Origin of the sequence: Enterobacter sp. BNK-18, from assembly GCF_047456135.1 — a bacterium.
Classification (GTDB): Bacteria; Pseudomonadota; Gammaproteobacteria; order Enterobacterales; family Enterobacteriaceae; genus Enterobacter; species Enterobacter ludwigii.
The window spans coordinates 4,372,091-4,396,036 of the sequence record NZ_CP179899.1; the positions used below are offsets into that span (position 1 = coordinate 4,372,091).

Here is a 23,946-nt window from a genome sequence, read left to right on the forward strand (position 1 = left end):
CCCTTGACCGTCTCCCCTATAATCGCGCCTGTTTACCCTCTCACTGGTGCTACCCATGGCGTATCAACTGAACCTGAACTGGCCGGAATTTCTTGAAAAATACTGGCAGAAACAACCCGTAGTGCTGAAAAATGCCTTCCCTGATTTTGTCGACCCGATTACCCCGGACGAACTGGCAGGGCTGGCCATGGAGCCTGAAGTCGATAGCCGTCTGGTCAGCCATTCCAACGGTAAATGGCAGGCCAGCAATGGTCCGTTTGAGCACTTCGATGGCCTGGGTGAAACCGGCTGGTCGCTGCTGGCGCAGGCGGTGAACCACTGGCACATGCCTGCAGCGGAGCTGGTGCGCCCGTTCCGCGTCTTGCCAGACTGGCGTCTGGATGACCTGATGATCTCCTTCTCTGTCCCTGGCGGCGGCGTGGGCCCGCATATCGATCAGTACGATGTGTTTATCATTCAGGGGATGGGAAGCCGCCGCTGGCGCGTGGGTGACAAACTGCCAATGCGCCAGTTCTGCCCGCATCCGGCGCTGCTGCACGTTGATCCGTTTGAGCCGATCATCGACGAAGATCTGGCCCCGGGCGATATCCTCTACATTCCACCTGGCTTCCCGCACGACGGCTTTACCCACGAAACGGCGCTCAACTACTCCGTCGGTTTCCGTGGGCCGAACGGTCGCGATCTGATCAGCAGCTTTGCCGATTACGCGCTGGAAAACGATCTGGGCGGCGAGCACTACAGCGATCCGGATCTGACCTGCCGCGAACATCCAGGACGCGTGGAACAGTACGAGCTGGATCGTATTCGCCAGATGATGATCGACATGATCAGCAAGCCTGATGATTTCACGAAATGGTTCGGTAGCTTTGTCTCAACGCCGCGCCATGAGCTGGATATTGCCACCGCAGAACCGCCGTACACGGCAGAAGAAGTGCGTGATGCATTGCAGGGTGGCGAAACGCTGTCTCGCCTGAGCGGTCTGCGCGTGTTGAATATCAACGGCAGCGTCTTCATCAACAGCGAACTGCTGGAAACGGTAGATGCGAAGGCTGCGGACGTGCTGTGTCGCTACACGGAACTCGGCCAGGCGGAGCTGGGCGAGGCGCTGAACAATCCGGCGTTTATTGACGAACTGACCGGACTGATTAACCAGGGCTACTGGTTCTTCGACGAGTAATGGCTGGCGGCGTTTAGCCAGGCTAAACGCCGCCTCGTTCAGACCAGCATATTACAGGCTTTCCAGTAATTCAGGAGCCGCTCATCGTCGCGCTCCTTCTCTGCTTTTGTTTTCATCGCCTGCGCCAGATTTTCACGCGACAGCTCGTGGCCTTTTTGCACAATGTCTAAAACCGCTTCACCAAGAGCCAGTGAAATTTCTGTACGATTATTACGAATATTATGAATCGTCATTAATGCCTCCTCGTTGGTTGCGATAATGTAATTATGAAATAAAAAATAAACATCGAGAATAATTCATCTTATTCTTATTTTTTCATTATGCTTCGCTATGCCTCGCGGTAGTCATAATATCCTGTTGTGTCAATGATGTTTCAAAATGCTAATAAGCGCCCGTAAGCCAAATTTATGCGCTACAGTTAATTCCGTGCAACGGCCAAATAACCAAAACGGGAGAATTATTATGGTAGATAAAAACGCAATTATGGATCACGCTCAGGTTGTCGCCAGCTGCGGAACACACGTCGGTGTTGTGGACCATCTGGATGGCGAGCGTATAAAGCTTGCGAAAAGCGATCCGGAATCCTGTGGTAAGCACCACTTTATACCGCTCGGCTGGGTGGACAAAGTGGATGATAATAAAGTTGTCCTGACCAAAAACCATAAAGAGGTTTTTGCTGAGTGGCAGCAAGCATAAATATATCTCTTTAACTGAAATATATTTCTTCGCTCCGGCTCAGACCGGAGCGTAATACGTTTTATGCCCAGTGATTGCTGCCACCACCAATGAATGGTACTGTTTCGTTTGTCCTTTCCCCGATGCAGGCACCGTCATATGCTCCAGCGTGAAAATAGATCAGCGAAACGCCTGTTTTTTGTTGAGGATTTTCAGATATTCGGTGAGCGCTACGGCATCGACTACCGGTTCCCGCAGTTAAAAGATGCGCAGGTCAACAACCGCGCTGTGCTGCAGGGGAATGTGGAAGAGATGACGCTTTCATCCGGAATTTCACTGACCCACTCCAACGTTCGCGTTTTACAACCTTACGAAACCACCTCTCGCCATAGCAGCCCACTCTATATGCTGGTGGTGCTGGAAGGGGGCGTCACGATCGCGCTTAATGGCGTTGAATATGTCGTACGATCCGGCATGGCCTTCAGCTCCCGCCTGAGTGAAGAGCAGATAATGTGCGCGCGTCACGATGCCGACAGCACGCTGAAAACGCTCTCGTTTGGTCTATTCCCACACGATGCCAGGCGTGAGGCCCTGCTTGAGTCACTGCTCCAGGAATGGCAAAGCCTGAATGCGCCCACTCTGGTCTGGCACGTTCCTGAGTTTGTCCTTGCGGGGATCCAGCATGCTCAGCAGCAGGGTCTAAGCGCGTTATCCCGTCAGCTGTTGCTGGAAGGGCTGATGTATCAGCTTCTGGGCCAGGGTTTGGCGCAGCGCCAGCAATCCTTCCCGTGCCGGCCTGAGCATGCGCGTCTTGAACGCGTGCGCAGCAGGCTGGAACAGTCTCCGGAGCAGGATCATACTCTTGCGCAGCTGGCCGCCCTCGCCGCCATGAGCCCGAGCAGCCTGCGCAGCAAGTTTCGTCAACGCTACGGCTGTACCCTTTTCGATTACCTGCGCGAATGTCGGCTCGCGCAGGCGCGTCGCTATCTGCTTGAAGGCTACAGCGTGCAGCAGGCGGCGTGGATGTGTGGCTATCAGCACGCCACCAATTTCGCTACCGCGTTTCGTCGCCATTACGGTATTGCACCGGGCGACGTGCGCAAACGCCGCTAACCTACTTTTTCTCTTCACGCGAACGCAACCCGTGCGGTTTAGCACCGCGCATACGTATCCTGGCGGCGCGCATAGCTGTTTGCCCTCTCAAAAAGGTAATAATTCTTATTAACAATAAGAAATACCTTTGGAGAGGGTTATGTTTGCTAAGTCACGTCTGGCACTGCTGGTGGGATGGGTTACCGGTAGCGTCGCTTTTCCTTTACTGGCGCAGGATGCCCAAAAAACGGACACCGTTGTGGTCACGTCGCAGATGCAATCTGCTGCCACCAAGCTTGAAACGCCGGATATAGAGACTCCGCAGTCGGTCTCTATCGTTACCCGTGAGCAGTTTGAAGAGCAGGGCGCGACCAGCGTGCGCCAGGCGGTGAGTTACACGCCGGGGGTTTACAGCAACCAGATTGGCGCGTCAAACCGCTTCGACTACATGGTGCTGCGCGGTTTCTCCGACGGCAGTCTGGATAACGTCTACCTCGACGGCCTGAAGATGATGGGAGACACCAACTCTCACAGCTCGCTGGTGGTGGATCCCTGGTTCCTCGACAATATCGAGGTGGTGCGTGGCCCGGCCTCCGTGCTGTACGGCCGTTCATCGCCGGGCGGTATCGTGGCGCTGACCTCCCGCAAGCCGTCGTTCGATCCGGGTGGGGAGATTAAGCTATTTGCCGGGAACAATAACCAGCGCGGGGCGATGTTCGACGTCACCGGCCCGGTTGATGATAACGACCGCGTGGCGGTGCGCCTCAGCGGGATGACCCGCTATGCCGATTCCCAGTTTGATCCGCTGAAGGAAGAGCGCTACGCGCTGATGCCGAGCCTGACCTGGCGCATCACTGATAACACGCGTCTGGATCTGATGGCCTATCTGCACCGCGATCCGGAAGGGGGGAGCCACTCCGGCCTGCCTTATGACGGCACCGTGGTGCCGCATAACGGTAAGAAAATCACCAACACCTTCTTTGAAGGTGAGGATGATTACGACAAGTACGATCGTCGGGAAAACATGGTGGGCTACAACATTGAGCACATGTTCGACAGCGGCTGGACGGTGCGCCAGAAGCTGCGCTATCTGCACACCAAAGTGGAGCTGAATCAGGTATATGCCGCGGGCTGGCTGAACGATACCGAACTCAACCGCGGCTATTCCGGTTCTGACGAGAAGATGAATGCCATCACGCTGGATAACCAGGTCGACGGCAGTTTCGATACCGGGGCAGTTAACCACCGCGTGCTGATCGGCCTGGATTATCAGGACCGTACCAATAACGTGACCGGCTACTACGGCGGTTTCCCGCCCATCGACGCGTTCCACCCGGTTTACGGTGCGAAACCGGATTACATCACCCAGTACAGCAAGGAAAAACATAAGCTGCGCCAGACCGGGTACTACCTGCAGGATCAGATGTCCATTGACCGCTGGCGCCTGACGCTGGGCGGGCGTTATGACCAGGTAAGCGTGTCGAACGTTGATAACGTTAACCATACCCGCAGCGACCTGGATAAGAACAACGTCAGCAGCCGCGCGGCGTTGCTGTATCTGTTTGATAACGGTGTCGCGCCGTACGTCAGCTACTCCACGGCCTTTACGCCGACCAGCTTCGCCGATGAGCAGGGCAACATTCTGGACCCGATGAAAGGCAAGCAGTGGGAAGCGGGCGTGAAGTATGAACCCGAGGGGATGAACAGCCAGTTCAGCGCCTCGGTGTTCCGCATCAACCAGAAGAATATCGCCACCAAAGAGGAGCCGACCGATCCGTACCGTTCCATCGGTGAAATCGAGTCCGAGGGCGTTGAGCTGGAAGCGGTGGGTCAACTGACCGACAGCCTGCGCATGCAGGCGGCGTACACCTATACCGACATTCGCTACAAGAAGAGCAGCCCGGAAGAGGAGGGCAAGCGCGCCGTCTATGCGCCGCGGAATATGGCCAGTGCCTGGCTCAGCTACGACGTGAAAACGGGCCCGCTGGACGGCCTGACCGTCGGCTCCGGCGTTCGTTACGTCAACGGCATTACCAGCGATCGCCAGAACACCCATACGCTGCCGTCGTATACGCTGGTGGATATGGTGGTGGGGTATGACCTGTCGAAGGTGGGGCTCACGGGCATGAGCGCGCAGCTGAACGTCAATAATCTGACCGATAAACGCTATGTGGCGGCGTGTAACTCGCTCTCCTACTGCTATTTCGGCGCGGAACGCAGTATCGTTGGCAGCGTTTCATGGACGTTTTGAGTCGGTGACAGTGCCGGGCGGCGGTGACGCCTTGCCCGGCCTGGTGGAGGAGGGCATCAGGCCGCACTACTCCTCCATCGCAATCACAATTGCCTCACCCATCTTCTTCAGCGCCTCGCGATGCTTCTCCGTTGGCGGTAACGCAACGTTGATCCGCAGGCAGTTGCGGTACTTGCCGGACGCAGAGAACAGCGACCCGGCTGCCGCCTGGATCTTCAGCCGGCACAGCTGCTTGCTGACGCACACCATGTCGACGTTTTCCGGTAACTCCACCCACAGTAAAAAACTGCCCTGCGGGCGCGTCACGCAGATCTCCGCCGGGAAATACTGCCGCACCCAGCAGGTATAGGTTTCCATATTCTGCTGATAAATCTGGCGCATACGGCGAACGTGACGATGATAATGGCCGTCGCGAATAAACGCCGCCACCGCCATCTGCGTTCCCGGCACGTTAAAGCCGCCTGCAGCGTATTTCATGTGCATCACCCGGTCGTAATAGCGCCCCGGCACAATCCAGCCGACGCGCAGGCCCGGTGCCACGGTCTTGGTAAACGAGCTGCACAGGAGTACGCGGCCATCAATGTCCATGGAGTGAATGGTGCGCGGGCGCGGGTATTCCGCCGCCAGCTCGCCGTAAATATCATCCTCCACGATCACGATATCGTGCCGCTGGGCGAGAGCCAGCACCTGCTTCTTCCGCGCTTCCGGCATGATAAAACCCAGCGGGTTATTGCAGTTGGGCACCAGGATCACCGCTTTAATGGGCCACTGCTCCAGCGCCAGCTCTAACGCTTCAATGCTGATCCCGGTTTCGGGATCGGTGGGAATTTCGATGGCTTTGATGTTGAACCCGCGCAGCATCTGCATGGTGCCGTGAAACGACGGGGATTCCACGGCCACAATATCGCCCGGTTTGCATATCGAGAGCAGGGCAATCGACAGCGCGCCGTGGCAGCCATTGGTGATGACAATCTCATTCGCGGCCACGGTAGAGCCGCCGTCCAGCATCAGCCGTGCGATCTGCTCGCGCAGCTCGAGCCGACCGTCGAGCACGTCATAGCTCAGCATCTCGCCCGGGTTGTGCTGCGCGATGCGGCTCATTTCACGCCATAGCGGTTTCAGGCTCGGTTGATTGACGTCCGGCGAGCCGCCGCCAAAGGAGATCATCTCTTTGTCGGCACGGGCATCCAGCAGCATCATCACTTCATCCCACTGGGTGACGTCTACCGGACGCTGCACCGGACGCGTCATTGCCGGTACGGGCGGCATGGCCTTACGTTGCGAGACAAAATAGCCGGAGCGTGGCTGAGGCGTGATCAGCTGCAGATTTTCGAGGATCTGGTAGGCCTGCTGTATGGTGCTGATGCTAACGCCATGCTCCTGGCTCAGCGCGCGCACCGACGGCAGACGTTCACCGCTGCGATACAGCCCTTGTTGAATGCGTTCCGCCAGAAGGTTGGCGAGATGTTGGTAGCGCGTCATGCTGTATCCTTTGTTTTCACCATACAGATTGTAAAACCAGTACAGATTGCCGCAAAAAACGGCATGCAGATACAGTTTTAGCGGATCTGTATGTTAAACAAAAGATGTTTTTGAATCTGTATTGTACGCCCTGAATTCCACGATGATAACGCTACTGGCACAGTGAGGAGAGCATCATGGAATTTTACGAGAACCGTTCAAAACGTCCGTTTATTGTTTTTGTCTGGATCGGCAAAACGCTACGCAACTGGTACCGTATTCACCGCACCCGTCGCATCCTGAGCAAGATGAGTGACGAGCAGCTCAAGGATGTCGGGTTGTCGCGCTATGATGTGTAAGCGGGCAGGGTCGGCGCTGGCCGGGTAAGGAGAAACCCCTACCCGGCGCAACGGAGAGATTATTCGACTGATTTCACCGCGGTGTTTTCAGCGATGCGGCGCAGATATTCGTTATTCTTAAACGCAACCATGATCAGTTCGAACGTCACGCGACAGCCGATCAGGCTGAAAATCATCCCGATAAATCCGGTGATCAGATGGTCGGTAAACATGGAATACACGCCGGCAATCAAAATCACCAGCATGACGATCCAGTAGAAGAAGACCAGCACGCGTGGCGTTAATAAGTAGTCAAATCCCAGAATGGCTTTCATTTTCTTTTCCTTAGAAATATAAAAAAGGCTCAAGATTGTATCTTTATCACGTTCTTTTATGGCGTGGATAGCTATCTGATTTCAGAGTAGTAATTCCAGCGTTTCTTGTTTTGGCCTTTCAAGGAGTGCCACCGCCTCCTGATACGTGCGCACGTTGTTATAGCCCATCACCAGTCCGTAACGCTTGCCGGAGCCGCGATACCACTCCGAGAGCGCGTTAACCTGCAGCTGCTGCGCTTGCCAGCAGTGCGCGATTTCCCGGTCACAACTCCCCTTCGAAAGGAATGTCACGATGTGCATTCCACCGTCGTTTTGCTCGGTGAAAAACAGGTCGCCATACACCTCCTGTAAAGCCTTAATCATCCACTCCCGCCGGGTCTGATACAGGGCCCGCATCTTCTTAAGATGTCGGAAAAAATGGCCTTCGTTGAGAAAGGCGGTGAGGATCTTTTGCGTCAGCACCGGCTGGCCGCTGGTGACGATGTCCGCGCAGTCGGTAAACGCCCCGAGGGTGCTGGCGGGCATCACCACGTAGCCCATGCGCAGCGACGGCATAATGGTTTTGCTGAAGGTGCCCATAAAAATGACCCGGTCGTGCCGGTCGAGGCTTTTTAGCGACGGCAGCACCTTGCGGGTGTAGTGAAATTCCCCGTCGTAGTCATCCTCAATAATCCAGGCCTCGTTCTGACTCGCCCAGTCGAGAAGCTGTTGTTTACGCGGCAGAGAGAGGGTGACCGCCAGCGGGCTCTGGTGCGACGGGGTGACGATGGCGAAGCGGGCATCGCGATGGTGGCGCAGCAGGTATTCCGTATCGATCCCGGCGCGATCGACCGGCACGGTGTGCAGGCGCGGCACGATCCGCTTGAGCAACTGCTGGCCCATAAAGTAGCCCGGATCTTCAAACACCACCTTGTCGCTGCGGCTGGCCAGCGTATCGAGGATCAGGCGCAGGCTACCGCTGTAGCCGCTGGTGATCAGCACCTGCTCGGCGGTGCAGGCGAGCCCGCGTGAAATATTAAGGTAGCTGGCAATCGCCTGGCGCAGCGGATACCAGCCCAGCACGGGCGGATTCAGCATCTCTTCCTGGCGCATGGCGCGCGTCGCCTGGCCTGAAAGCAGCAGCCATTTTTTATAGGGAAAGCTGTCGAGGGAGGGAATGCCGGGGCGCAGAAAACCTGCCCGTTCGCGCTGGCCGATCAGCGAGGCCGGAAGTGTGCCGGTGGTCTGCTCCGCAGGGGCGTGCTGCGCGGGCAGTAACAGGTCCGGATTGACCCGCGTGCCGCGTGCCCCCTGGCTTACCAGATACCCTTCGCCCGTCAGGATGGCGTAAGCGGTTTCAACGGTTTTGCGCGCCACCTTCAGCTCTTCCGCCAGCACGCGAATGGCGGGGACTTTGTCGCCAGGCTTTAGCACGCCACGCGTGATGTTGTCGCGATAGCGGGTATAAATAGCGTGATAGCCCGGTTTCATGTCCTACCTCGTTTGACGGTTTTTGTATCTTTTTACTATGTCATTATCCGCGTAGATTGTCCTCATCGCATGACATATGCCGCACAAAAAAGAGGAAAGACAATGAGCACCCGCGTAAACCACCATAAGATCACACCTGCCCTCGCCAACGCGCTGTCCAACCTGAGCATGGAAGTGGCGAAAACCTCTCTCGACCCGGCGCTGAAGCACCTGATCGACATTCGTGTCTCACAGCTGAACGGCTGTACCTTCTGCCTGGATATGCACTCGAAAGAGGCCAAAATCGCCGGAGAACGCGAGCTGCGCCTGTACCATCTGGCGGCATGGCGCGAGTCCCCGCTGTTCAGCGCCCGTGAGAAAGCGGCGCTGGCCTTCGCCGAAGCGCTGACGCAAATTAGCGTGCATGGCGTGAGCGATGCGCTCTACCGCAGCGTGGCGGAGCACTTCTCGGACGTGGAGATTTCAGAGCTGAACTTTGCCATTGTGGCGATCAACGCCTGGAACCGTCTGGGGATCACGTCCCGCATGGCGCCGGGCTCGCTGGACGCGGCTTACGGGCTGAACAAAGCTAACCTCGAATAACCCCGCGCTCACGGATCATCGCCACCAGCGCCCGTAACCCCGGCGGGACGTGGCGATGCCCCGGATAGTACAAACGCAGCCCGGCAAACGGCTGCGTCCAGTCGTTTAACACGCTCACCAGTTCCCCGCTTTCAAGCTCTTCCCGGATATACAGTTCCGGTAAAAACCCTATCCCTAATCCCGCCTTCACGGCCCGGATCGAGGCGAAAAGATCGGACGTGGCAAAGCGCGGCGGTACCGCCAGGGCGTACTGTTCCCCGCGACGCGCCAGCTCCCAGCGGTAGATCCCACCGTGCGCCATGCGCATACCGATCCCCTGATGTAAGAGCAGATCCTCCGGCGTGTGCGGCGTGCCGTGGCGGGCAAAGTAATCCGGCGTGGCGGTGACAAGCTGGCGGATCTCACCGGTCAGCGGCACGGCGATCATGTCCTGCGGCACGGATTCTTCAAGACGGATCCCGGCGTCGTAACCTTCTGCGACGATGTCGATCATCCGTGCTTCGCTTAGCGTCTCGACGCGCATTTTCGGGTAGCGGATCATAAAGTCGATCAGCAATTGATCCAGAAAGAGCGCACCGATATGGTTCGGTACGTTTAAGCGCAGGGTACCGGCAGGTTCGCCGGTATCACTGTGGATCTCTTCGCTGGCCTGGCGTATCGCCTGCAGGGCCGGGCCAATACGCGCCACGTAGCGCTGCCCGGCGTCGGTAAGCGCCACGCTGCGGGTGGTGCGGTTAAACAGGCGCGTCTCCAGGCGGCTCTCCAGCCCGGCGATAGCGTTACTTACCGCCGTGGCGGACATGCCCAGCTCCTGTGCCGCACCGCGAAAACTGCCGCGCCGCACCACCGCCATGACCACTTCCAGCTCTGTCAGACCCGAACGATGCATAGATTATCCTGAAAATCGAAACAACCCTTGCAGCATAGCGTGGATTATCGCAACGGAGAAGCCGTGCCAGACTGTGTCCATACAGCCTGAGGAGGTTTATATGCACAACATCGAACAGATCTTTATCAACGGCGAATTTGTTACCCCGCACGGCACTGAACGTTTTGATTTATACAATCCGGCGACGGCGCGGGTGATTGGCCAGGTTCGCCTGGCCGATGAGGTAGACGCTGAGCATGCCATCGCGGCCGCGAAAGCGGCATTTCCGGCGTGGTCGCAAACCCCCCGACAGGAACGTATTGCCGCGCTGAAACGCATGCATGCCGCCGTGGCCGCCCGTCATGACGCGCTGCTGGACGCGGTGATTGAAGAGTACGGCGCGCCAGCCTCGCGCTCGGCGTGGATGGCCCGCTACCCGGCAGATGTCATTGCCCAGGCCATCGAGGCGCTGGAAGCCTTTGAGTTTGTGACCACGGCGGGGGCGGCAACGGTGCAGATGACGCCGCTTGGTGTCGCCGGGCTTATTACCCCGTGGAACAGCGACGCGGGGTTTATCTGCGGCAAACTGGCGGCTGCGCTCGCGGCGGGCTGCACGGCGGTGATTAAACCGAGCGAGATGAGCGCGCTGCAAACCCGCATTGTCACCGAGGCGCTGCGCGATGCCGGGTTACCGCCGGGCGTGTTTAACATTGTCACCGGACGGGGCGATACGGTCGGTGAGACCATCAGCCGCCATCCGGACGTGGTGAAAATTTCGTTTACCGGTTCGACCGTTACCGGCAAAGCGATACTGCGCAACGCGGCGGAGAGTGTTAAGCGGGTGACGCTGGAGTTAGGCGGTAAATCGCCGACGATCCTGCTCGATGATGTCGATTTGGCGCAGGCTATCCCGCTGGTGGTGCAGGCCGGGTTTATGAACAGCGGGCAGGCGTGCGTGGCCGGAACGCGCATTCTGGTACCGCAGTCGCGTAAGGCGGAAATCGAAACTGCTCTGGCGCAGGCCGTCGCGGCCGTGAAATCCGGCGATCCGCGGGATAACGCGACAGAAATTGGCCCGATGGTCAGCGAAAAACAGTGGCTGCGGGTGCAGGGCTATATCCGTAAAGGTCTCGACGAGGGGGCAAACCTGCTGGTGGGGGGCGAAGGGCGTCCGGAAGGCACGCAGGACGGCTGGTTTGTGCGCCCGACGCTGTTTGCTGACGTCACTAACCAGATGGCGATTGCCCGGGAAGAGATCTTCGGCCCGGTACTGTGTGTGATCGCTTATCAGGACGAGGCCGAAGCCGTCGCCATTGCCAACGACACCGAGTATGGCCTGAGTGCGATGGTGCTGGGCAGGGGTGTCGAACGTGCGCGTCGCGTGGCGCAGCAGATTGTCGCGGGCCGCGTGCTGGTGAACACGCTGGCCCATGAGCCTAAAGCGCCGTTTGGCGGGTTCAGGCACTCCGGCGTGGGGCGTGAGATGGGCGAGTGGGGGATCCGCGCGTTTATGGAGCCGAAGTCGATTCTGGGATAACCGTTTGTCGCCCTCCCGGGAAGAGGGCGACAATACTTCGCCCTTCACCGAAGCATCCGCATTTTCTTTCCTGCATGCTCTTCGCACCCTCACAACGGAGAGACAACCATGATTGCAGTCCTTTTTGAAGCCCAGGCCGCGCCTGCCCACCAGGCGCGTTACCTGCAGCTCGCCGCCGAACTCAAGCCCCTGCTGGCGGATATCGACGGGTTTATTGATATCGAGCGTTTTCAGAGCCTGACCACCGACGGCAAAATTCTCTCCCTCTCCTGGTGGCGGGATGAAGACGCGGTCCGCCGCTGGAAGCAGAACGTCTTTCATCAGGCGGCGCAGAGGGAGGGGCGGGAGGCCATCTTTACCTACTACCGCATTCGGGTGGCGCAGGTGGTGCGGGAATACGCCTCAGAAACCGGAGGGCATGCGGATGTATGACGTTCATGTGATTTTCGACGCTACGCCAGGGGAACTGGCGCGATTCGGCCAGCTGCTGGGGTGTAATGGTGTGGGGCTGGAGGGCGGCGGCGTGTTTGGTACCGAGGCCCATTTCCTGGTGGAAGAGGGCGAAAAAGCCCGTCGCGTGCTGCTTGAGGGCGGGTTTAACGTCCGATCAGTCCGTAAACCGCTGATCAGAAAACTGCAGCAGGCGCGCCCCGGTGAGCTGGGCGAGATTGCCGCGGCGTTAGCGGCTCACGGTGTGTCTGTACTGACCCAGTACAGCGACCATGCGAATCACCTCATTCTGCTGACGGATAATGATAAGCTGGCGGCAGAGATCACCAGACCATGGGCAGTCCATGCTTAAGACCCGTTTACCCCCTGACAACAGCGCGCTGCTGGAGCAGGCCATGGCGGCAGTGGCCGCCGCCATGGCGGATCCGTCGCGTGTGAAAATGCTCTGTGCGCTGATGGATGGCAGGGCATGGACCGCCACCGAGCTGAGCGCGGCGGCAGATGTCGCCCCCTCCACTGCCAGCGGGCACCTGACCCGTCTGCTGGACGGAAAGCTGATTACCTGCCTGTCACAGGGGCGGCATCGCTATTACCGCCTGGCAGGACACGACGTGGCGGAACTGGTCGAGCAGATGATGGGGCTGTCGTGGAGCCGCATCACCCCGCCGGAAACCACCGCCCCGAAAGCCCTGCGTGAAGCCCGCACCTGTTACGACCATCTGGCAGGGACGGTGGCCGTTCAAATCTATGATTTTATGCAGGCGCAGGGCTGGCTGGAGACGGACGGGTCAGCCCTGACCGTGTATGGACGCGAACAGTTCCTGACGCTCGGTATTTCATTAAGCGCCAATCCGCGCCGTAAGGCCTGCTGTGCCTGTCTTGACTGGAGCGAGCGGCGGTTTCACCTCGGGGGCGAGGCGGGCGCGGCGCTCCTCGCGTACCTGGACAGCAACGGCTGGATCCAGCGGGTGGCGGGATATCGGGACGTGGTGGTCACCGCGTCGGGAAACGTTGCCATTAAAAAACGTTTTAGCCGCTAAATTCTCCGCGGTCTGATGCCCTTTCCCACCGGGAGAGGGCATTCGTCTTTCGCAATTCCTGCTCTTTTGTCTCTCGTTTCTTGATACTTACCCTGGTAACTATTATCTTGACCGCGTGTTACGAGAGGATATCCCATGCGTGAAGAAGAACTGTTTAGCCGCAGACCGATGGGGATGCGGATGGCCATGATCGTGCGTCAGTGGCGCGCCGTGATTGACGACGCCATTCTCGAGACCGGGTTAACCCAGTCGAGCTGGACGGTGATGATGCAGCTTCAACAGCTTGGGGATAACGTCTCGGTGAGTGAACTGGCGGAGGTGCAGGGTATTGAACTGCCGCCGCTGATGCGCACGCTGACACAGCTGGAAAAACAGGGTTACCTGTTACGCACTGTATCGCCTTATGACAAGCGTATCCGGCTACTCACGCTGACGCCGGAGGGGAACGCCGTACTCAGGACGCTCTCCCGGGTGATCGAGACATTTCAGGCGCGCGTATCGCAAAACATCGCGCCGGAGCATCTCGATATTTTCAGCGCCACATTGAATCAAATCGCCTGCAATTTGCGGAAAATCCGCGAAGAAGATAACAAGACCGAAAAATAATGACTCCTGAACAAAAGTTTGCCCGCTGGGTAAGGGTAAGTATTGCCTCTTTCCTGCTGATGTTTGTCTACTTTGTCGTCGCGGACATCTGGATCCCGCTGACGCCGGACTCCACCGTCATGCGCGTGGTGACACCGGTTTCTCCGCGCGTCTCCGGCTACGTGGCGGCTGTCCATGTACACAACAACAGCCAGGTGAAGCGAGGCGACCTGCTGTTTGAGCTGGATGACACGCCGTTTCGCAATAAAGTGGAAGCAGCGCAAATCGCGCTGGAGCAGGCGCGACTTTCTAACGAACAGCTGGATGCGCAGATCGCGGCCGCACAGGCCAGCCTGAAAACCGCCGTGCTGACCGCGCGTAACGACAAGGTGACCTACGATCGTTATCAGAAACTCAGCACGCTGCAGAACGTGTCGCAGGCGGATCTGGATAAAGTCCGGACCACCTGGCAGAGCAGCGAGCAGTCCGTCAGTTCGCTGCAGGCGAACATCCGTAACCTGCGCATTCAGCGCGGTGAGCGGGAAGAACACCGCAACGTCACCCTGCAAAAATACCGCAACGCGCTGGATGAAGCGGAACTGAATCTTGGCTGGACGAAGGTTTACGCCCAGGCGGACGGCACGGTCAGTAACCTGCAGCTCAGCCCGGGCTATTACGCCTCCTCCGGCTCGGCCGCGCTGGCGCTGGTGAATAATCAGGCCGATATCGTGGCCGACTTCCGCGAGAAGAGCCTGCGTCATACCCATCAGGGAACCGATGCTGCCGTGGTGTTTGACGCCTTCCCGGGACACGTCTTCCGTGCGCATGTGACCAGCAGCGATGCGGGGATCCTCGCCGGACAGGAGGCGGTGAACGGCGAGCTGTCCGAGCCAGAAACCTCCAACCGGTGGGTTCGTGATGCCCAGCGTATGCGTATCCACGTGGCGCTGGACGAGGCGCTGCCGAAGCAGCTTCCGACCGGTGCGCGTGCCACCGTGCAGCTCTATAACAGCGAAGGGCCGTTTGCGCGCTTCTTCTCCGGGATGCAGATCCACCTGGTGAGCCTGCTGCACTATGTCTATTAACACTCTGGCGCGGGTGTTTACCCCGCACGGCAACATCGTCTATACGGCAAACGACTTTCGCCAGACCCTGCGCATTGTCTTTGCCGGCATGATTGCGCTGAGCATTTCGAGTTTTTACAACACTCACTACGGCGTGTTTTTCGTGGTCTACCCCATCATGCTGCTGTCGCTGGTACCGGTCTTTAATCGTCACGTGGCGAAGCAATTTATCTTTAGCGCCTCGCTTAACTGCGTAGAAATGGTCATTATCATCGGCTATCTGTCGCAATGGCCGGTGATCATGACGTTAGTCGTGTTCGCCCTGTACGTCATGCGTTTTCGCTTTATGAGTAAGGGACCGCTGTTTCTGTTTGGTTCGATGGGCGTGGTCTGCCAGAGCGTGATGCTCAACTTTATGAGCTATCCCACCACCGACTGGCATACGTTGCTGTTTTCCAATATCGAAGCGAGCGTTATGGCGGTGTGCCTGAGCGCGCTGATGAATTACCTGCTGCCGGACGTGGAGCCGCGCAAGCCGCCGCCGCTGATTGAAAAAGATGACGCCCGCGTGCGCCACGAGTCGCTGCTTTCCGGGACCGTTGCCACCCTGATTTTCGTCATCTTCCAGATAAGCGACCTGAGCGACTCACTTTCCGCGCTGATGGCCGGGGTATTGATTCTGTTTCCCATGCACTATCGCGGCGCGGTGATGAGTTCCCTCTGGCGCGTGGTCGGCGTGGTGCTGGGCTGCCTCTACATTCTGGTCGTCCAGCTTATCCTTTACGATCACAGCAGCCATATGCTGCTGATGATGCCGCTTATCGGCCTTGGGCTGGCATTTGGCGCGCGGCTGCACGTGATGGAGAAGGTCGGCGCCGGGGTCGGGTTTTCCAGCATCACCACCATCGGCATTATGTTCGGGCAGAACATGCACCCGGACAGCGACCTGGTGTTCAGCGATCTCTATCGCATAACCTCGGTGACCTTTGCGCTGGTGGCGACCCTGACAATGGTCTTCCTGGTGCATATGATCCTCAATCGCTTTGCCCCTACGCGCTATGTGATCGCGCCGCCTGAGGCGAATTAATGCGCGAGCACGGCAGGCAATTGCGAGAGTAAAAACAGGATCAGGCCAATGGTCCCGCCCACCAGCGTGCCGTTCACACGGATGAACTGCAGGTCTTTGCCGATGTTAAGCTCAATCTGGCGCGACATGTCTTTGGCATCCCAGCTCTTGACCGTGTCGCTGATATGCCGCGTGAGGAACGCGGCAAAATCCGGTGCTACGCGGTGCGCCGCCTGCTCCAGATGCTCGTTCAGCGATGCCTGCAGGCTGGCATCGTTCGACAGCGTTTCACCAAACCACAGTCCGGCGTTGGCGATGCGCTGCCTGACGCGCGAGTCCTCGCTTTGCATATCCGCTTTCAGCCACTGACGCAGGTCGGCCCACATCTCGCCCAGATAACGGTTAAACGCCTCGTCGTTCTTCAGATAGTGCTTGATGTTATCGGCTTTGGCGGCCATTTCCGGATCGTTTTTCAGGTTGTCGATAAACTTCAGCGTGGCGCGGTCAAACGCCTGGCGGATCTGGTGCGTGCGGTCGTGGCTGATATCATCCAGCAGCGTATTCACCGCATTCGACACCATCTCCGCACTCTGATCGCCGAGCCACTCGGTAGGCAGCACCATGGCCTTGCGCGGATGCTCGGTCTTAAGCCAGTGCACAATCTGGTCGGCGATAAAGTCCCGCGTGCTGTCACGCTGGATAAGCGCGATCAGGCGGTTGATGATGGCGTCCAGCAGCACCTGATGGCGATTGTTCCGGGTCATGCTCTCCAGCATCACCGCGCTGGTTTCGGTGAAATCGACCTTGTCGATGGCCTTGTGCACCGCCCGTTTGAGCAGCCGCTGAATGCGTCCGTCGTCGGTCAGTTCAAGAAAACCGCTCATTACCTGAATCAGATGCAGCCCGACGCGCCGGGCGTTGTCGGGCTGGCTGAACCAGGTACCAATCATCTGTGCCGGTTCATAGCGGCGGATCAATGCCACCAGCGACTGGGTATCGAGAAACTTTTCCTGCACGAACTGACCCAGATTGTCGCCAATGCGGTCTTTGTTGCGCGGAATGATCGCCGTATGGCGTGAGATAAACGGGATAGGCACCCGGCGAAACAGCGCGACGACGGCAAACCAGTCCGCCAGCGCGCCGACCATCGCCGCCTCGGCAATGGCCTTTACGCCGCGCACCCAGAAGGTTTGCGGCAGGAACAGGGTGGTGATAAACGCCGCGGCGGCAATCAGCAGCAGCGACAGCGCCAGCAGCTTGGCGCGTTTAAGTTCAGCTATTTTTTCCATGGCTTAAGAATAGAGGGAGGCGGGAAGAAAATGCAAAAAACGCCACACGACCCACCCACCAAACGCCATCAGCACCACGCCAGCGGTTCGCTCAATCAGCCAGAGTGAACGGCTGAGCGTCCGCTGAACCATGGGCAAGCCCATCAGCGACACCAGCGCTAAATCCCAGACCAGCACCACCATTACCATCCAGACACCGCAGGTTGATTGCTGAAGCAGCGTGACATCCGGCCCTAACAGCGCCGTCATGAGTGCCAGATAAAAAAGTGCATTCTTCGGGTTTAACAGTGCCGAACCGAGCCCCAGCAGGATTTGCTTACGCAATGAGGGGCACCGCTGATGAGTCTCATTGAGCGCAAGCGTCTGCGGGCGGCTGCGCGCCAGCCGCGATCCAATCCAGAGCAGGTAGAGCGCGCCGGATAATTCGATAAGGGTGAACAGCCACGAAAACGTGCGCAGGGCGCTCCAGCCGATAATCACCAGCACAATATAGAGCGCGTTACCCGCGGCGATACCGAGGCACAACCCGGCACTGCCGCGCAGCCGGTAACGCGCGGCGTAACCGACCAGCAAAAAGAAATCCGGACCGGGGCTTAACAGGGCTACAAAATGCGCCAGCGCCAGGGCGAGAAAAGCGGAAGGGAAGAACAGTTCCATCGTGACCTCCAGAGCAAAAACGGAGATCACCTTACGGCGTTACGTATCCTGATTATTGTCTGATATTGATCGGCCCGTCGCGTACTGGCGAGGCGTGGCGGCCGTGTAGCTGACAAAGGTTTTATGGAAATGGCTCTGGTCGGCAAACCCGCTCTGGTAACCGACATCGGCGAGATCATCCCCCGCACGCAGTCGCGCTTTGGCGTATTCCACGCGAGAGATGCTGAGAAAGCGTCCTGGCGTCAGGCCGGTGTCCTGTTTAAAGGTGCGGATTAATGTCTCTTTGCGCAGTGAAAATCGCCGGGCAAGGTCGTCAAGGGAAGGCGGAGCGGTGAGGTTCGACAGAAACGCCTCTTGCACCTGCTGACTCAATGAATGGGGCTTATCTGTACGGCCTGTAGAGGGGGGAAGGGCGCAAAGCAGTGCGTTCAGGGAGGCCGCGGTCATGTTCTCAACCACGTCAAGATAATGATTAAACAGCGCTTGGTCGCGAATGACCTGCAGTGCCAGCGAAAGGTCAGTGTCGATATACAGCATATGGTAGCTGCGTGGCTGCCCCGCCACCGGGTTGCAGCTGTGGGGAGCATGTGCCGGGATGACGATGATGTCGCCAGGGGTCAGGATATACTCCCTGTCATGGACTGTGCAGCACGTCTGGCCTTCCATGATTGCGCCAATGGAGAGCTGTGGATGACAATGACGTTTATACGCCTGGGTGCTCTGCCACGTGCTGCGCAGCTCGTGGCCGCAGGCGCGATGAAAGGTCTGGCGGATGTGTCGGGTCTCGGTCATGGGGGACTCCTGTCAGGAACGTTTTTTATACCATGCCCGCGCGACATGTTGCAGTACCACGCTAAGAACCTTCCGGATATACCCAACTTTACGTCCATCGCCAGTCATATTGTCTACCCTTAATACCCTAAGCGGTAAAACAAGGAGATTCGACATGGCTTACCAGACAGTAAATCCTGCCACAAACCAGCTCATCAAAGAATATCCCTCCCATACCGACGCGGATGTTGAAGCGGCGCTGAAGGCGGCCGATGCGCTTTACCATTCGGAGTGGGCAAAAGGCGACATTAACCAGCGCCTGCCGGTACTGCGTAAACTTGCGGACCTCATCGACGAACGTACGGAGGATCTGGCCAGAATTGCCAGCAAGGAGATGGGTAAGCTCATTGAGCAGAGCCGCGGTGAAGTGAAACTGTGCGCGCAAATCGCCCGCTACTACGCGGATAATGCCCAACGGTTCCTCGCCCCGGTGAAGTACGACTCCGAACTCGGGGAAGCGTGGGTCGAGCACCACCCTATTGGCGTGCTGATGGCCGTTGAGCCGTGGAACTTCCCTTATTACCAGCTGATGCGTGTCCTCGCCCCGAACCTGGCGGCCGGTAACCCGGTGATCGCCAAACACGCCAGCATCGTGCCGCACTGTGCAGAGACGTTTGCACATCTGGTGCGCGAGGCCGGTGCACCGGAAGGGGCGTGGACCAACCTGTTTATTTCGTCGGATCAGGTGGCGAACATCATCGCCGACGATCGTGTACAGGGTGCCGCGCTGACCGGTTCCGAAAAAGCGGGTAGCGTGGTCGCGGCGCAGGCGGCGAAGCACATCAAAAAATCGACCCTGGAGCTGGGCGGTAATGACGTCTTTGTGGTGCTGGATGATGCCGATCTGGAGAAGGCCGTGAAGACGGGCGTGAATGCCCGACTCAATAACGCCGGCCAGGTCTGTACGGCGGCGAAGCGTTTCATCCTGCATGAGAAGATTGCGGATGCCTTCCTCGCGAAATTCACCGAGGCGTTTAAGCAGGTGAAGATTGGCGATCCGCTGGACGAGAGCACCACCCTGGGGCCGCTGTCCTCTCAGGATGCGCTGAAAACGTTGACCACACAGGTCAACGAGGCGGTGAAAAACGGCGCGACGCTGCATTACGGTGGCAAACCGGTGCAGCGTGACGGGTGCTTCTTTGAGCCGACCATCCTGACGCATATCTCGCGCGACAACCCGGCCTACTTTGAGGAGTTCTTCGGCCCGGTGGCGCAGATCTATGTGGTGAAAAATGATGACGAAGCGGTCGCACTGGCGAACGATTCCCACTATGGTCTGGGCGGCGCGGTGTTCAGCAAGGATATCGAGCGGGCGAAGAAAATGGCGTCGCGTATTGAGACCGGCATGGTGTATATCAACTGGCTCACCGATACCGCGCCAGAGCTGCCGTTTGGCGGCGTGAAGCGATCCGGTTACGGACGCGAACTGTCGGACCTGGGGATCAAAGAGTTTGTGAACCAGAAGCTGGTGGTGGTGCGTAAGTAACTCCGCGAATAAAAAACCTGCCATTCGGCAGGTTTTTTTTTGGGGTTATTGCACTTCAATCTTGTCCCAGCCGCTTTTGAACATGCAGCTGTCGACTAAGGTATCCCGGCGATATTCATTCGCGTCTTCAACCGTGTAGCTCGTGGAAATATCCTTTTTCTTTTTCGATTTGTCCATTTTTTCCGAGCTCGAACCGGTCACAACATTGTCCGGGGGCAGATCAATCAGGGCCTGTGCTTCGCATTCCGTGAGCCTTTTATTCATCTCAGCGTCACTGACTCCCGGTTTCACCCATTTATACTGGACGCAACCGGTGAGCAGAAGCGTGATGCTCAGAACGCAAAGCGCGGTAATGCGGTGTTTCATCAGAAGGTGACTCCACCGCCTACATATGCGCCGTCGATCAGCGTGTGGCCAGGGCGACCGTCTTTGCCGTCAACGCTTACGTGACGATAACCCACTTTCAGCGTCACAGGCGTGATTGGCGTCCAGCTCACACCGCCGTTGGCTTCCACGTAGTTTTTCACGCTGTTGTTCAGACCTTCTGGTGCGGCATACCCTTCGCCAAACACGTGGATGCTGTCCGTCAGCGCAACGTTAATACCGCCACCGATGGGGAATGCCACACCGTTATCGCCTTTTTTCGGGCCAAGGTAGATTGCTTTAGCACCGGCATTCAGCATCACCGGGCCCACTTCCAGGTTGTAACCGGCGCCAACACCACCTGTTTGCGTGCCGTCGTCGGTGTTTTTGAGCCAGTTGCTTTCAAGGTACACACCGGATGAGGATTTACCCATTTCCAGATTAAGGTTAGTAAAGTTTTTACCTTGCTCAATCGTGCCGCCCATAGCCAGTGCGGAACCCGACAGGACGGTCAGAGCAGAAAGAAGAAGAACATTCAATTTTTTCATGTTTTATGCCTCGTCATTAATTTCATCTGAGGCCACCTTAACAAGCGATGTTTATGACTGCAAATGTGATTAAGGTCGTGTTTTTATGCTGTTTTTGTTAATGGCTGGCTTTTGAAATGTTGCTTTCATGTTTAGTTATCGCCGGGTCAATATGTATTGCCTGGACGTTTAGGACAGGTTTAGTTTTTTGACTAAATAGACACTGAACGAGACAGAGGATAACCGTTTGAGATGAATTAATTGGCTTTCTAATAATTTCCAGAAACATTTCAAATTTTACACTTCGTGGTTTAGTTTTACATTTCTGGCGGTTCACGCGCCTGCAATTGCCTGCCCGCGTATCTCTGCGGTGTCATTTTCCTGACACGTTTGTTCTTTACGTTGTTGGCTTCACTTTCTGGATACTAACAATATGAAAAGAAAAATTATTCCTGTGCTTATCGGTTGTGCGCTCTCTTTCTCTGGCCTGGCGGCGCAGCCCACGGCCGAACACTATGTTGTCAGCTTCCCCGAAGGCACGCGCGTGAGCTACAGCGGCGCGTTTGCCGGTGCGTTCCCGAAGGGGCTCCCGGTCGGGATTGGCTCTGGCCTGCTGTTTACCGGTAAACAGGGCGATACCCTGACGTTTGCGACCGTGACCGATCGCGGTCCGAATGCGGATTCGCCGAAAGTGGGGAAAGATGAAGCCAAAATCTTTGTCACGCCCGATTTCGCTCCGCTGCTGATGACGATTCGCGTACAAAATGGCAAAGCGGAGGCCGTCGATGCACGCCCTCTGCATGACGATAAAGGCGAGATCAACGGTCTGCCGCTGCAAAGCGGCGTGATTGGCTCGACCAATGAAGTGGCGTTCAGTGACACATTAAAGGTGCTGAAGGGCGACAATCGCGGGCTGGATACGGAAGGTATCACGCCGGACGGTAAAGGCGGTTACTGGCTGTGTGACGAATACGGTCCGTTCCTGATTAACGTCGACAGCAAAGGCAAGATCCTGGCGATTCACGGTCCGCAGGCGGCGGAAGGCGAGAAATCCATCGCGGGCGGCTTGCCGAATATTATTAAATGGCGTCAACCAAACCGGGGCTTTGAAGGCCTGACCCGTATGCCGGACGGGCGTATCATTGCCGCGGTGCAAAGCACGCTGGATATCGACGGCAAAAGCAAAAAACAGGCGCTGTTTACCCGCCTGGTGAGCTTCGACCCGGCGACCGGGAAAACCGCGATGTACGGTTATCCCATCGACAGCGAAGCCTACAGCAAAAACAATGACGCCAAAATCGGTGACATTGTGGCGCTTGATAACCAGCAGCTGCTGCTGATTGAGCAGGGCAGCGATAAAAACGATGGCATGCGCAACCTCATCTACAAGGTGGACCTCAGCAAGGCGAGCGATCTGACACGCTTCGATAAGCCGGGCGAATACCCGGAGTTTGATGACGAGAACACGCTGGCCCAGCGCGGTATTTCGCTGGCGGCTAAAACCCAGGTCGTGGATTTGCGCGCGCTTGGCTGGCAGCAGGAAAAGGCCGAAGGGTTAGCGCTGATTGACAACAACACGCTGGCGGTCGCGAACGATAACGACTTTGGCGTGAAGGTGGCGATGGAAAATCCGGTCGAGGGCAAGAAGCTCAAGGATTATCGGGTGAATTCGCAAGGTGCGCTCACGATTGATGATAAACCGGTTGCGACCACCCTCGCCGTGAAGCCGCTGGCGAAGCCGGCGTCAGAAAGCGAACTGTGGATTGTGACGCTGCCCGACGCGCTGAAATAATCTCCCAGCCCTCTCCTCAACTGCGGAGAGGGCTGCGTTCGTACGGTTATTTGCGCAGTGCTGCAAACGCTGTCCGGATCTCATCTTCCGGCAGCTGTAGCCCAATAAACACCATGACGCTTCGCGGCGTTTCATCTCCCCACGGTCTGTCCCAGTCCGCGCTGTACAGCCGCTGTACGCCCTGGAACAGCAGGCGGTTCGGTTCGCCATCAATCCACAGCATCCCTTTGTAGCGCAACAGCCTGTCGGCAAAAGAGAGCAACAGGTTTTCCATGACGCGGGAGACATCGCTGATATCCATCGGGTAATCCAGCTCGACCACAATCGACGAGACGTCGTTTTGCTTATCTGCCATAAAGTGGAAGCGCGGCGTTGAGGTGACATGCTCTTCCAGCATAAAGCCGTTGGTGTTGAACAGCTGCGAGAGTTCGATATCACCGTGCGTCGCGATGTAAATCGGCGCCCGCGAGTTGATACGCGTCAGGCGCTCGCGCAGTTTTTCGCTGTCGCCCGCCACGTCGGTTTTGGTCAGCAGGATGCGATCGGCGTAGCCCACCTGCGACTGGGCGAGGGTGAACTGGTTCATCTGTTCGTCGGCATGAACCGCGTCGACCAGCGCAATGACGCCGTCCAGCAGGTAGCGCTGGCAGAGGATCTCATGGGCGAAAAAGGTCTGAATAATCGGGCCGGGGTCGGCCATACCGGTGCATTCAATCACCAGGCGGTCAAAATCGATTTCACCGCGATCGCGGCTGTCGAGCAGATCCAGCAGGGCGTCTTCTAATTCATTCGAGCGGGTGCAGCAGATGCAGCCGTTAGTCAGGGTTTTGATCTGCGTGGCGCGATCGCCAATCAGCTGATCGTCGACCGAGACTTCGCCGAATTCGTTTTCGATCACGGCGATTTTGAAGCCGTGCTGCGCGTTCAGAATGTGGCGCAGCAGGGTGGTCTTACCGGCGCCAAGGAAACCGGTCAGCAGGGTGACGGCAATCGGGGTCATGGTCTCTCCT

26 protein-coding genes are annotated in these 23,946 nt (G+C 57.4%); 15 read left to right on the forward strand and 11 right to left on the reverse strand.

Annotation, left to right across the window (positions count from 1 at the left end; genetic code table 11):
* Positions 1-55: 55 nt before the first annotated feature.
* On the forward strand, positions 56-1,177 hold the full coding sequence (locus ACMGG3_RS20980) for a cupin domain-containing protein (RefSeq protein ID WP_040018535.1): 1,122 nt from the start codon (positions 56-58) through the stop codon (positions 1,175-1,177).
* A gap of 38 nt (positions 1,178-1,215) precedes the next feature.
* Here ACMGG3_RS20980 and ACMGG3_RS20985 read toward each other — a convergent pair whose 3' ends face one another.
* Entirely contained in the window at positions 1,216-1,410 is a 195-nt protein-coding gene (locus tag ACMGG3_RS20985) for a DUF2767 family protein (RefSeq protein ID WP_014168453.1), read from the reverse strand.
* A 229-nt stretch (positions 1,411-1,639) separates the two neighbouring features.
* On the opposite strand from ACMGG3_RS20985, the gene ACMGG3_RS20990 reads away from it, so the two are divergent.
* The 3 genes from ACMGG3_RS20990 to foxA all read left to right on the forward strand — a co-directional run bounded on the left by ACMGG3_RS20990 (position 1,640) and on the right by foxA (position 5,195).
* Positions 1,640-1,873 carry a DUF2171 domain-containing protein gene (locus tag ACMGG3_RS20990; RefSeq protein WP_047356928.1) on the forward strand — a complete coding sequence of 78 codons (234 nt, stop codon included), beginning with the start codon at positions 1,640-1,642 and terminating at the stop codon, positions 1,871-1,873.
* 138 nt (positions 1,874-2,011) lie between these two features.
* Complete coding sequence (locus ACMGG3_RS20995) at positions 2,012-2,965, forward strand: AraC family transcriptional regulator (RefSeq protein ID WP_252068496.1); 954 nt, start codon at positions 2,012-2,014, stop codon at positions 2,963-2,965.
* A gap of 121 nt (positions 2,966-3,086) precedes the next feature.
* Positions 3,087-5,195 (forward strand): ferrioxamine B receptor FoxA, encoded by a 2,109-nt coding sequence (foxA, locus tag ACMGG3_RS21000; RefSeq protein ID WP_108647525.1) that lies wholly within the window; start codon positions 3,087-3,089, stop codon positions 5,193-5,195.
* A gap of 66 nt (positions 5,196-5,261) precedes the next feature.
* Here foxA and ACMGG3_RS21005 read toward each other — a convergent pair whose 3' ends face one another.
* The gene (locus tag ACMGG3_RS21005; protein WP_014168456.1) at positions 5,262-6,677 is read right to left on the reverse strand and encodes a PLP-dependent aminotransferase family protein; all 1,416 of its coding nucleotides are present in this window, start codon (positions 6,675-6,677) and stop codon (positions 5,262-5,264) included.
* Positions 6,678-6,853: 176 nt separating this feature from the next.
* Between ACMGG3_RS21005 and ACMGG3_RS21010 the strand changes: the two genes are divergently transcribed.
* On the forward strand, positions 6,854-7,015 hold the full coding sequence (locus tag ACMGG3_RS21010) for a DUF1127 domain-containing protein (protein ID WP_014168457.1): 162 nt from the start codon (positions 6,854-6,856) through the stop codon (positions 7,013-7,015).
* A 59-nt stretch (positions 7,016-7,074) separates the two neighbouring features.
* On the opposite strand, the gene ACMGG3_RS21015 is transcribed toward ACMGG3_RS21010, so the two are convergent.
* Together ACMGG3_RS21015 and ACMGG3_RS21020 are read right to left on the reverse strand one after the other, a co-directional pair.
* Positions 7,075-7,329 carry a DUF4282 domain-containing protein gene (locus tag ACMGG3_RS21015; protein WP_020885330.1) on the reverse strand — a complete coding sequence of 85 codons (255 nt, stop codon included), beginning with the start codon at positions 7,327-7,329 and terminating at the stop codon, positions 7,075-7,077.
* An 81-nt stretch (positions 7,330-7,410) separates the two neighbouring features.
* Positions 7,411-8,799, reverse strand: coding sequence for a PLP-dependent aminotransferase family protein (locus ACMGG3_RS21020; RefSeq protein WP_414149437.1), 1,389 nt, complete (start codon positions 8,797-8,799; stop codon positions 7,411-7,413).
* Between the two features lie 102 nt (positions 8,800-8,901).
* Here ACMGG3_RS21020 and ACMGG3_RS21025 point away from each other — a divergent pair, with 102 nt between their 5' ends.
* Positions 8,902-9,381, forward strand: a complete 480-nt coding sequence (locus ACMGG3_RS21025) for a carboxymuconolactone decarboxylase family protein (protein WP_032679560.1) — start codon at positions 8,902-8,904, stop codon at positions 9,379-9,381.
* Here ACMGG3_RS21025 and ACMGG3_RS21030 read toward each other — a convergent pair.
* Positions 9,368-10,270, reverse strand: coding sequence for a LysR family transcriptional regulator (locus ACMGG3_RS21030; RefSeq protein ID WP_068795246.1), 903 nt, complete (start codon positions 10,268-10,270; stop codon positions 9,368-9,370). The genes ACMGG3_RS21025 and ACMGG3_RS21030 overlap by 14 nt on opposite strands.
* A 100-nt stretch (positions 10,271-10,370) precedes the next feature.
* Between ACMGG3_RS21030 and ACMGG3_RS21035 the strand changes: the two genes are divergently transcribed.
* The 7 genes from ACMGG3_RS21035 (at position 10,371) to ACMGG3_RS21065 (ending at position 16,012) form a co-directional block, all read left to right on the forward strand.
* Positions 10,371-11,786, forward strand: coding sequence for an aldehyde dehydrogenase family protein (locus ACMGG3_RS21035; RefSeq protein ID WP_414149438.1), 1,416 nt, complete (start codon positions 10,371-10,373; stop codon positions 11,784-11,786).
* 108 nt (positions 11,787-11,894) lie between these two features.
* Positions 11,895-12,218, forward strand: a complete 324-nt coding sequence (locus tag ACMGG3_RS21040) for an antibiotic biosynthesis monooxygenase family protein (protein WP_025205658.1) — start codon at positions 11,895-11,897, stop codon at positions 12,216-12,218.
* On the forward strand, positions 12,211-12,588 hold the full coding sequence (locus tag ACMGG3_RS21045) for an amino acid-binding protein (RefSeq protein ID WP_108647519.1): 378 nt from the start codon (positions 12,211-12,213) through the stop codon (positions 12,586-12,588). Before ACMGG3_RS21040 ends, ACMGG3_RS21045 begins: the two co-directional genes overlap by 8 nt.
* Positions 12,581-13,276 (forward strand): ArsR/SmtB family transcription factor, encoded by a 696-nt coding sequence (locus ACMGG3_RS21050; protein ID WP_040018547.1) that lies wholly within the window; start codon positions 12,581-12,583, stop codon positions 13,274-13,276. The genes ACMGG3_RS21045 and ACMGG3_RS21050 overlap by 8 nt, the downstream gene beginning before the upstream one ends.
* Before the next feature lie 135 nt (positions 13,277-13,411).
* On the forward strand, positions 13,412-13,882 hold the full coding sequence (locus ACMGG3_RS21055; RefSeq protein WP_025205651.1) for a MarR family winged helix-turn-helix transcriptional regulator: 471 nt from the start codon (positions 13,412-13,414) through the stop codon (positions 13,880-13,882).
* Complete coding sequence (locus ACMGG3_RS21060) at positions 13,879-14,946, forward strand: HlyD family secretion protein (RefSeq protein WP_086533213.1); 1,068 nt, start codon at positions 13,879-13,881, stop codon at positions 14,944-14,946. The genes ACMGG3_RS21055 and ACMGG3_RS21060 overlap by 4 nt, the downstream gene beginning before the upstream one ends.
* Positions 14,936-16,012, forward strand: coding sequence for a DUF2955 domain-containing protein (locus ACMGG3_RS21065; RefSeq protein WP_025205646.1), 1,077 nt, complete (start codon positions 14,936-14,938; stop codon positions 16,010-16,012). The genes ACMGG3_RS21060 and ACMGG3_RS21065 overlap by 11 nt, the downstream gene beginning before the upstream one ends.
* On the opposite strand, the gene ACMGG3_RS21070 is transcribed toward ACMGG3_RS21065, so the two are convergent.
* Genes ACMGG3_RS21070 through ACMGG3_RS21080 form a run of 3 tightly spaced genes read right to left on the reverse strand, consistent with a single transcriptional unit; the run spans position 16,009 to position 18,729 of the window.
* Positions 16,009-17,280: a DUF445 domain-containing protein gene (locus ACMGG3_RS21070; protein ID WP_014168469.1), complete on the reverse strand. Its 1,272-nt coding sequence runs from the start codon at positions 17,278-17,280 to the stop codon at positions 16,009-16,011. The two genes, ACMGG3_RS21065 and ACMGG3_RS21070, sit on opposite strands and share 4 nt — an antisense overlap.
* Before the next feature lie 3 nt (positions 17,281-17,283).
* Complete coding sequence (locus tag ACMGG3_RS21075) at positions 17,284-17,937, reverse strand: LysE family translocator (RefSeq protein ID WP_044857851.1); 654 nt, start codon at positions 17,935-17,937, stop codon at positions 17,284-17,286.
* A gap of 39 nt (positions 17,938-17,976) precedes the next feature.
* The gene (locus ACMGG3_RS21080; protein ID WP_014168471.1) at positions 17,977-18,729 is read right to left on the reverse strand and encodes an AraC family transcriptional regulator; all 753 of its coding nucleotides are present in this window, start codon (positions 18,727-18,729) and stop codon (positions 17,977-17,979) included.
* 154 nt (positions 18,730-18,883) lie between these two features.
* Here ACMGG3_RS21080 and ACMGG3_RS21085 point away from each other — a divergent pair, with 154 nt between their 5' ends.
* Positions 18,884-20,254 carry an NAD-dependent succinate-semialdehyde dehydrogenase gene (locus ACMGG3_RS21085; RefSeq protein WP_041162414.1) on the forward strand — a complete coding sequence of 457 codons (1,371 nt, stop codon included), beginning with the start codon at positions 18,884-18,886 and terminating at the stop codon, positions 20,252-20,254.
* A gap of 45 nt (positions 20,255-20,299) precedes the next feature.
* Here ACMGG3_RS21085 and ACMGG3_RS21090 read toward each other — a convergent pair whose 3' ends face one another.
* The gene (locus ACMGG3_RS21090) at positions 20,300-20,620 is read right to left on the reverse strand and encodes a hypothetical protein (RefSeq protein ID WP_032679568.1); all 321 of its coding nucleotides are present in this window, start codon (positions 20,618-20,620) and stop codon (positions 20,300-20,302) included.
* A complete protein-coding gene (locus ACMGG3_RS21095) occupies positions 20,620-21,165 on the reverse strand; it encodes a YfaZ family outer membrane protein (RefSeq protein ID WP_014168475.1) in 546 nt (181 codons plus the stop codon). Before ACMGG3_RS21095 ends, ACMGG3_RS21090 begins: the two co-directional genes overlap by 1 nt.
* 412 nt (positions 21,166-21,577) lie before the next feature.
* Here ACMGG3_RS21095 and ACMGG3_RS21100 point away from each other — a divergent pair, with 412 nt between their 5' ends.
* On the forward strand, positions 21,578-22,936 hold the full coding sequence (locus tag ACMGG3_RS21100; RefSeq protein WP_279256632.1) for an esterase-like activity of phytase family protein: 1,359 nt from the start codon (positions 21,578-21,580) through the stop codon (positions 22,934-22,936).
* 46 nt (positions 22,937-22,982) lie between these two features.
* On the opposite strand, the gene yjiA is transcribed toward ACMGG3_RS21100, so the two are convergent.
* The gene (gene yjiA, locus ACMGG3_RS21105; protein WP_414149439.1) at positions 22,983-23,936 is read right to left on the reverse strand and encodes a GTPase; all 954 of its coding nucleotides are present in this window, start codon (positions 23,934-23,936) and stop codon (positions 22,983-22,985) included.
* Positions 23,937-23,946 lie beyond the last annotated feature (10 nt).

Coding starts and splice junctions, on each gene's coding strand:
- ACMGG3_RS21090 (WP_032679568.1), bottom strand. CDS start 20,620: ATGAAACACCGCATTACCGCGCTTTGCGTTCTGAGCATCACGCTTCTG.
- ACMGG3_RS21065 (WP_025205646.1), top strand. CDS start 14,936: ATGTCTATTAACACTCTGGCGCGGGTGTTTACCCCGCACGGCAACATC.
- ACMGG3_RS20985 (WP_014168453.1), bottom strand. CDS start 1,410: ATGACGATTCATAATATTCGTAATAATCGTACAGAAATTTCACTGGCT.
- ACMGG3_RS21075 (WP_044857851.1), bottom strand. CDS start 17,937: ATGGAACTGTTCTTCCCTTCCGCTTTTCTCGCCCTGGCGCTGGCGCAT.
- ACMGG3_RS21045 (WP_108647519.1), top strand. CDS start 12,211: ATGTATGACGTTCATGTGATTTTCGACGCTACGCCAGGGGAACTGGCG.
- ACMGG3_RS21030 (WP_068795246.1), bottom strand. CDS start 10,270: ATGCATCGTTCGGGTCTGACAGAGCTGGAAGTGGTCATGGCGGTGGTG.
- ACMGG3_RS20980 (WP_040018535.1), top strand. CDS start 56: ATGGCGTATCAACTGAACCTGAACTGGCCGGAATTTCTTGAAAAATAC.
- ACMGG3_RS21100 (WP_279256632.1), top strand. CDS start 21,578: ATGAAAAGAAAAATTATTCCTGTGCTTATCGGTTGTGCGCTCTCTTTC.
- ACMGG3_RS21085 (WP_041162414.1), top strand. CDS start 18,884: ATGGCTTACCAGACAGTAAATCCTGCCACAAACCAGCTCATCAAAGAA.
- ACMGG3_RS21010 (WP_014168457.1), top strand. CDS start 6,854: ATGGAATTTTACGAGAACCGTTCAAAACGTCCGTTTATTGTTTTTGTC.
- ACMGG3_RS21025 (WP_032679560.1), top strand. CDS start 8,902: ATGAGCACCCGCGTAAACCACCATAAGATCACACCTGCCCTCGCCAAC.
- ACMGG3_RS21055 (WP_025205651.1), top strand. CDS start 13,412: ATGCGTGAAGAAGAACTGTTTAGCCGCAGACCGATGGGGATGCGGATG.
- ACMGG3_RS21050 (WP_040018547.1), top strand. CDS start 12,581: ATGCTTAAGACCCGTTTACCCCCTGACAACAGCGCGCTGCTGGAGCAG.
- ACMGG3_RS21020 (WP_414149437.1), bottom strand. CDS start 8,799: ATGAAACCGGGCTATCACGCTATTTATACCCGCTATCGCGACAACATC.
- ACMGG3_RS21040 (WP_025205658.1), top strand. CDS start 11,895: ATGATTGCAGTCCTTTTTGAAGCCCAGGCCGCGCCTGCCCACCAGGCG.
- ACMGG3_RS21070 (WP_014168469.1), bottom strand. CDS start 17,280: ATGGAAAAAATAGCTGAACTTAAACGCGCCAAGCTGCTGGCGCTGTCG.
- ACMGG3_RS21005 (WP_014168456.1), bottom strand. CDS start 6,677: ATGACGCGCTACCAACATCTCGCCAACCTTCTGGCGGAACGCATTCAA.
- ACMGG3_RS20995 (WP_252068496.1), top strand. CDS start 2,012: ATGCTCCAGCGTGAAAATAGATCAGCGAAACGCCTGTTTTTTGTTGAG.
- ACMGG3_RS21015 (WP_020885330.1), bottom strand. CDS start 7,329: ATGAAAGCCATTCTGGGATTTGACTACTTATTAACGCCACGCGTGCTG.
- ACMGG3_RS21080 (WP_014168471.1), bottom strand. CDS start 18,729: ATGACCGAGACCCGACACATCCGCCAGACCTTTCATCGCGCCTGCGGC.
- yjiA (WP_414149439.1), bottom strand. CDS start 23,936: ATGACCCCGATTGCCGTCACCCTGCTGACCGGTTTCCTTGGCGCCGGT.
- ACMGG3_RS21095 (WP_014168475.1), bottom strand. CDS start 21,165: ATGAAAAAATTGAATGTTCTTCTTCTTTCTGCTCTGACCGTCCTGTCG.
- ACMGG3_RS21035 (WP_414149438.1), top strand. CDS start 10,371: ATGCACAACATCGAACAGATCTTTATCAACGGCGAATTTGTTACCCCG.
- ACMGG3_RS20990 (WP_047356928.1), top strand. CDS start 1,640: ATGGTAGATAAAAACGCAATTATGGATCACGCTCAGGTTGTCGCCAGC.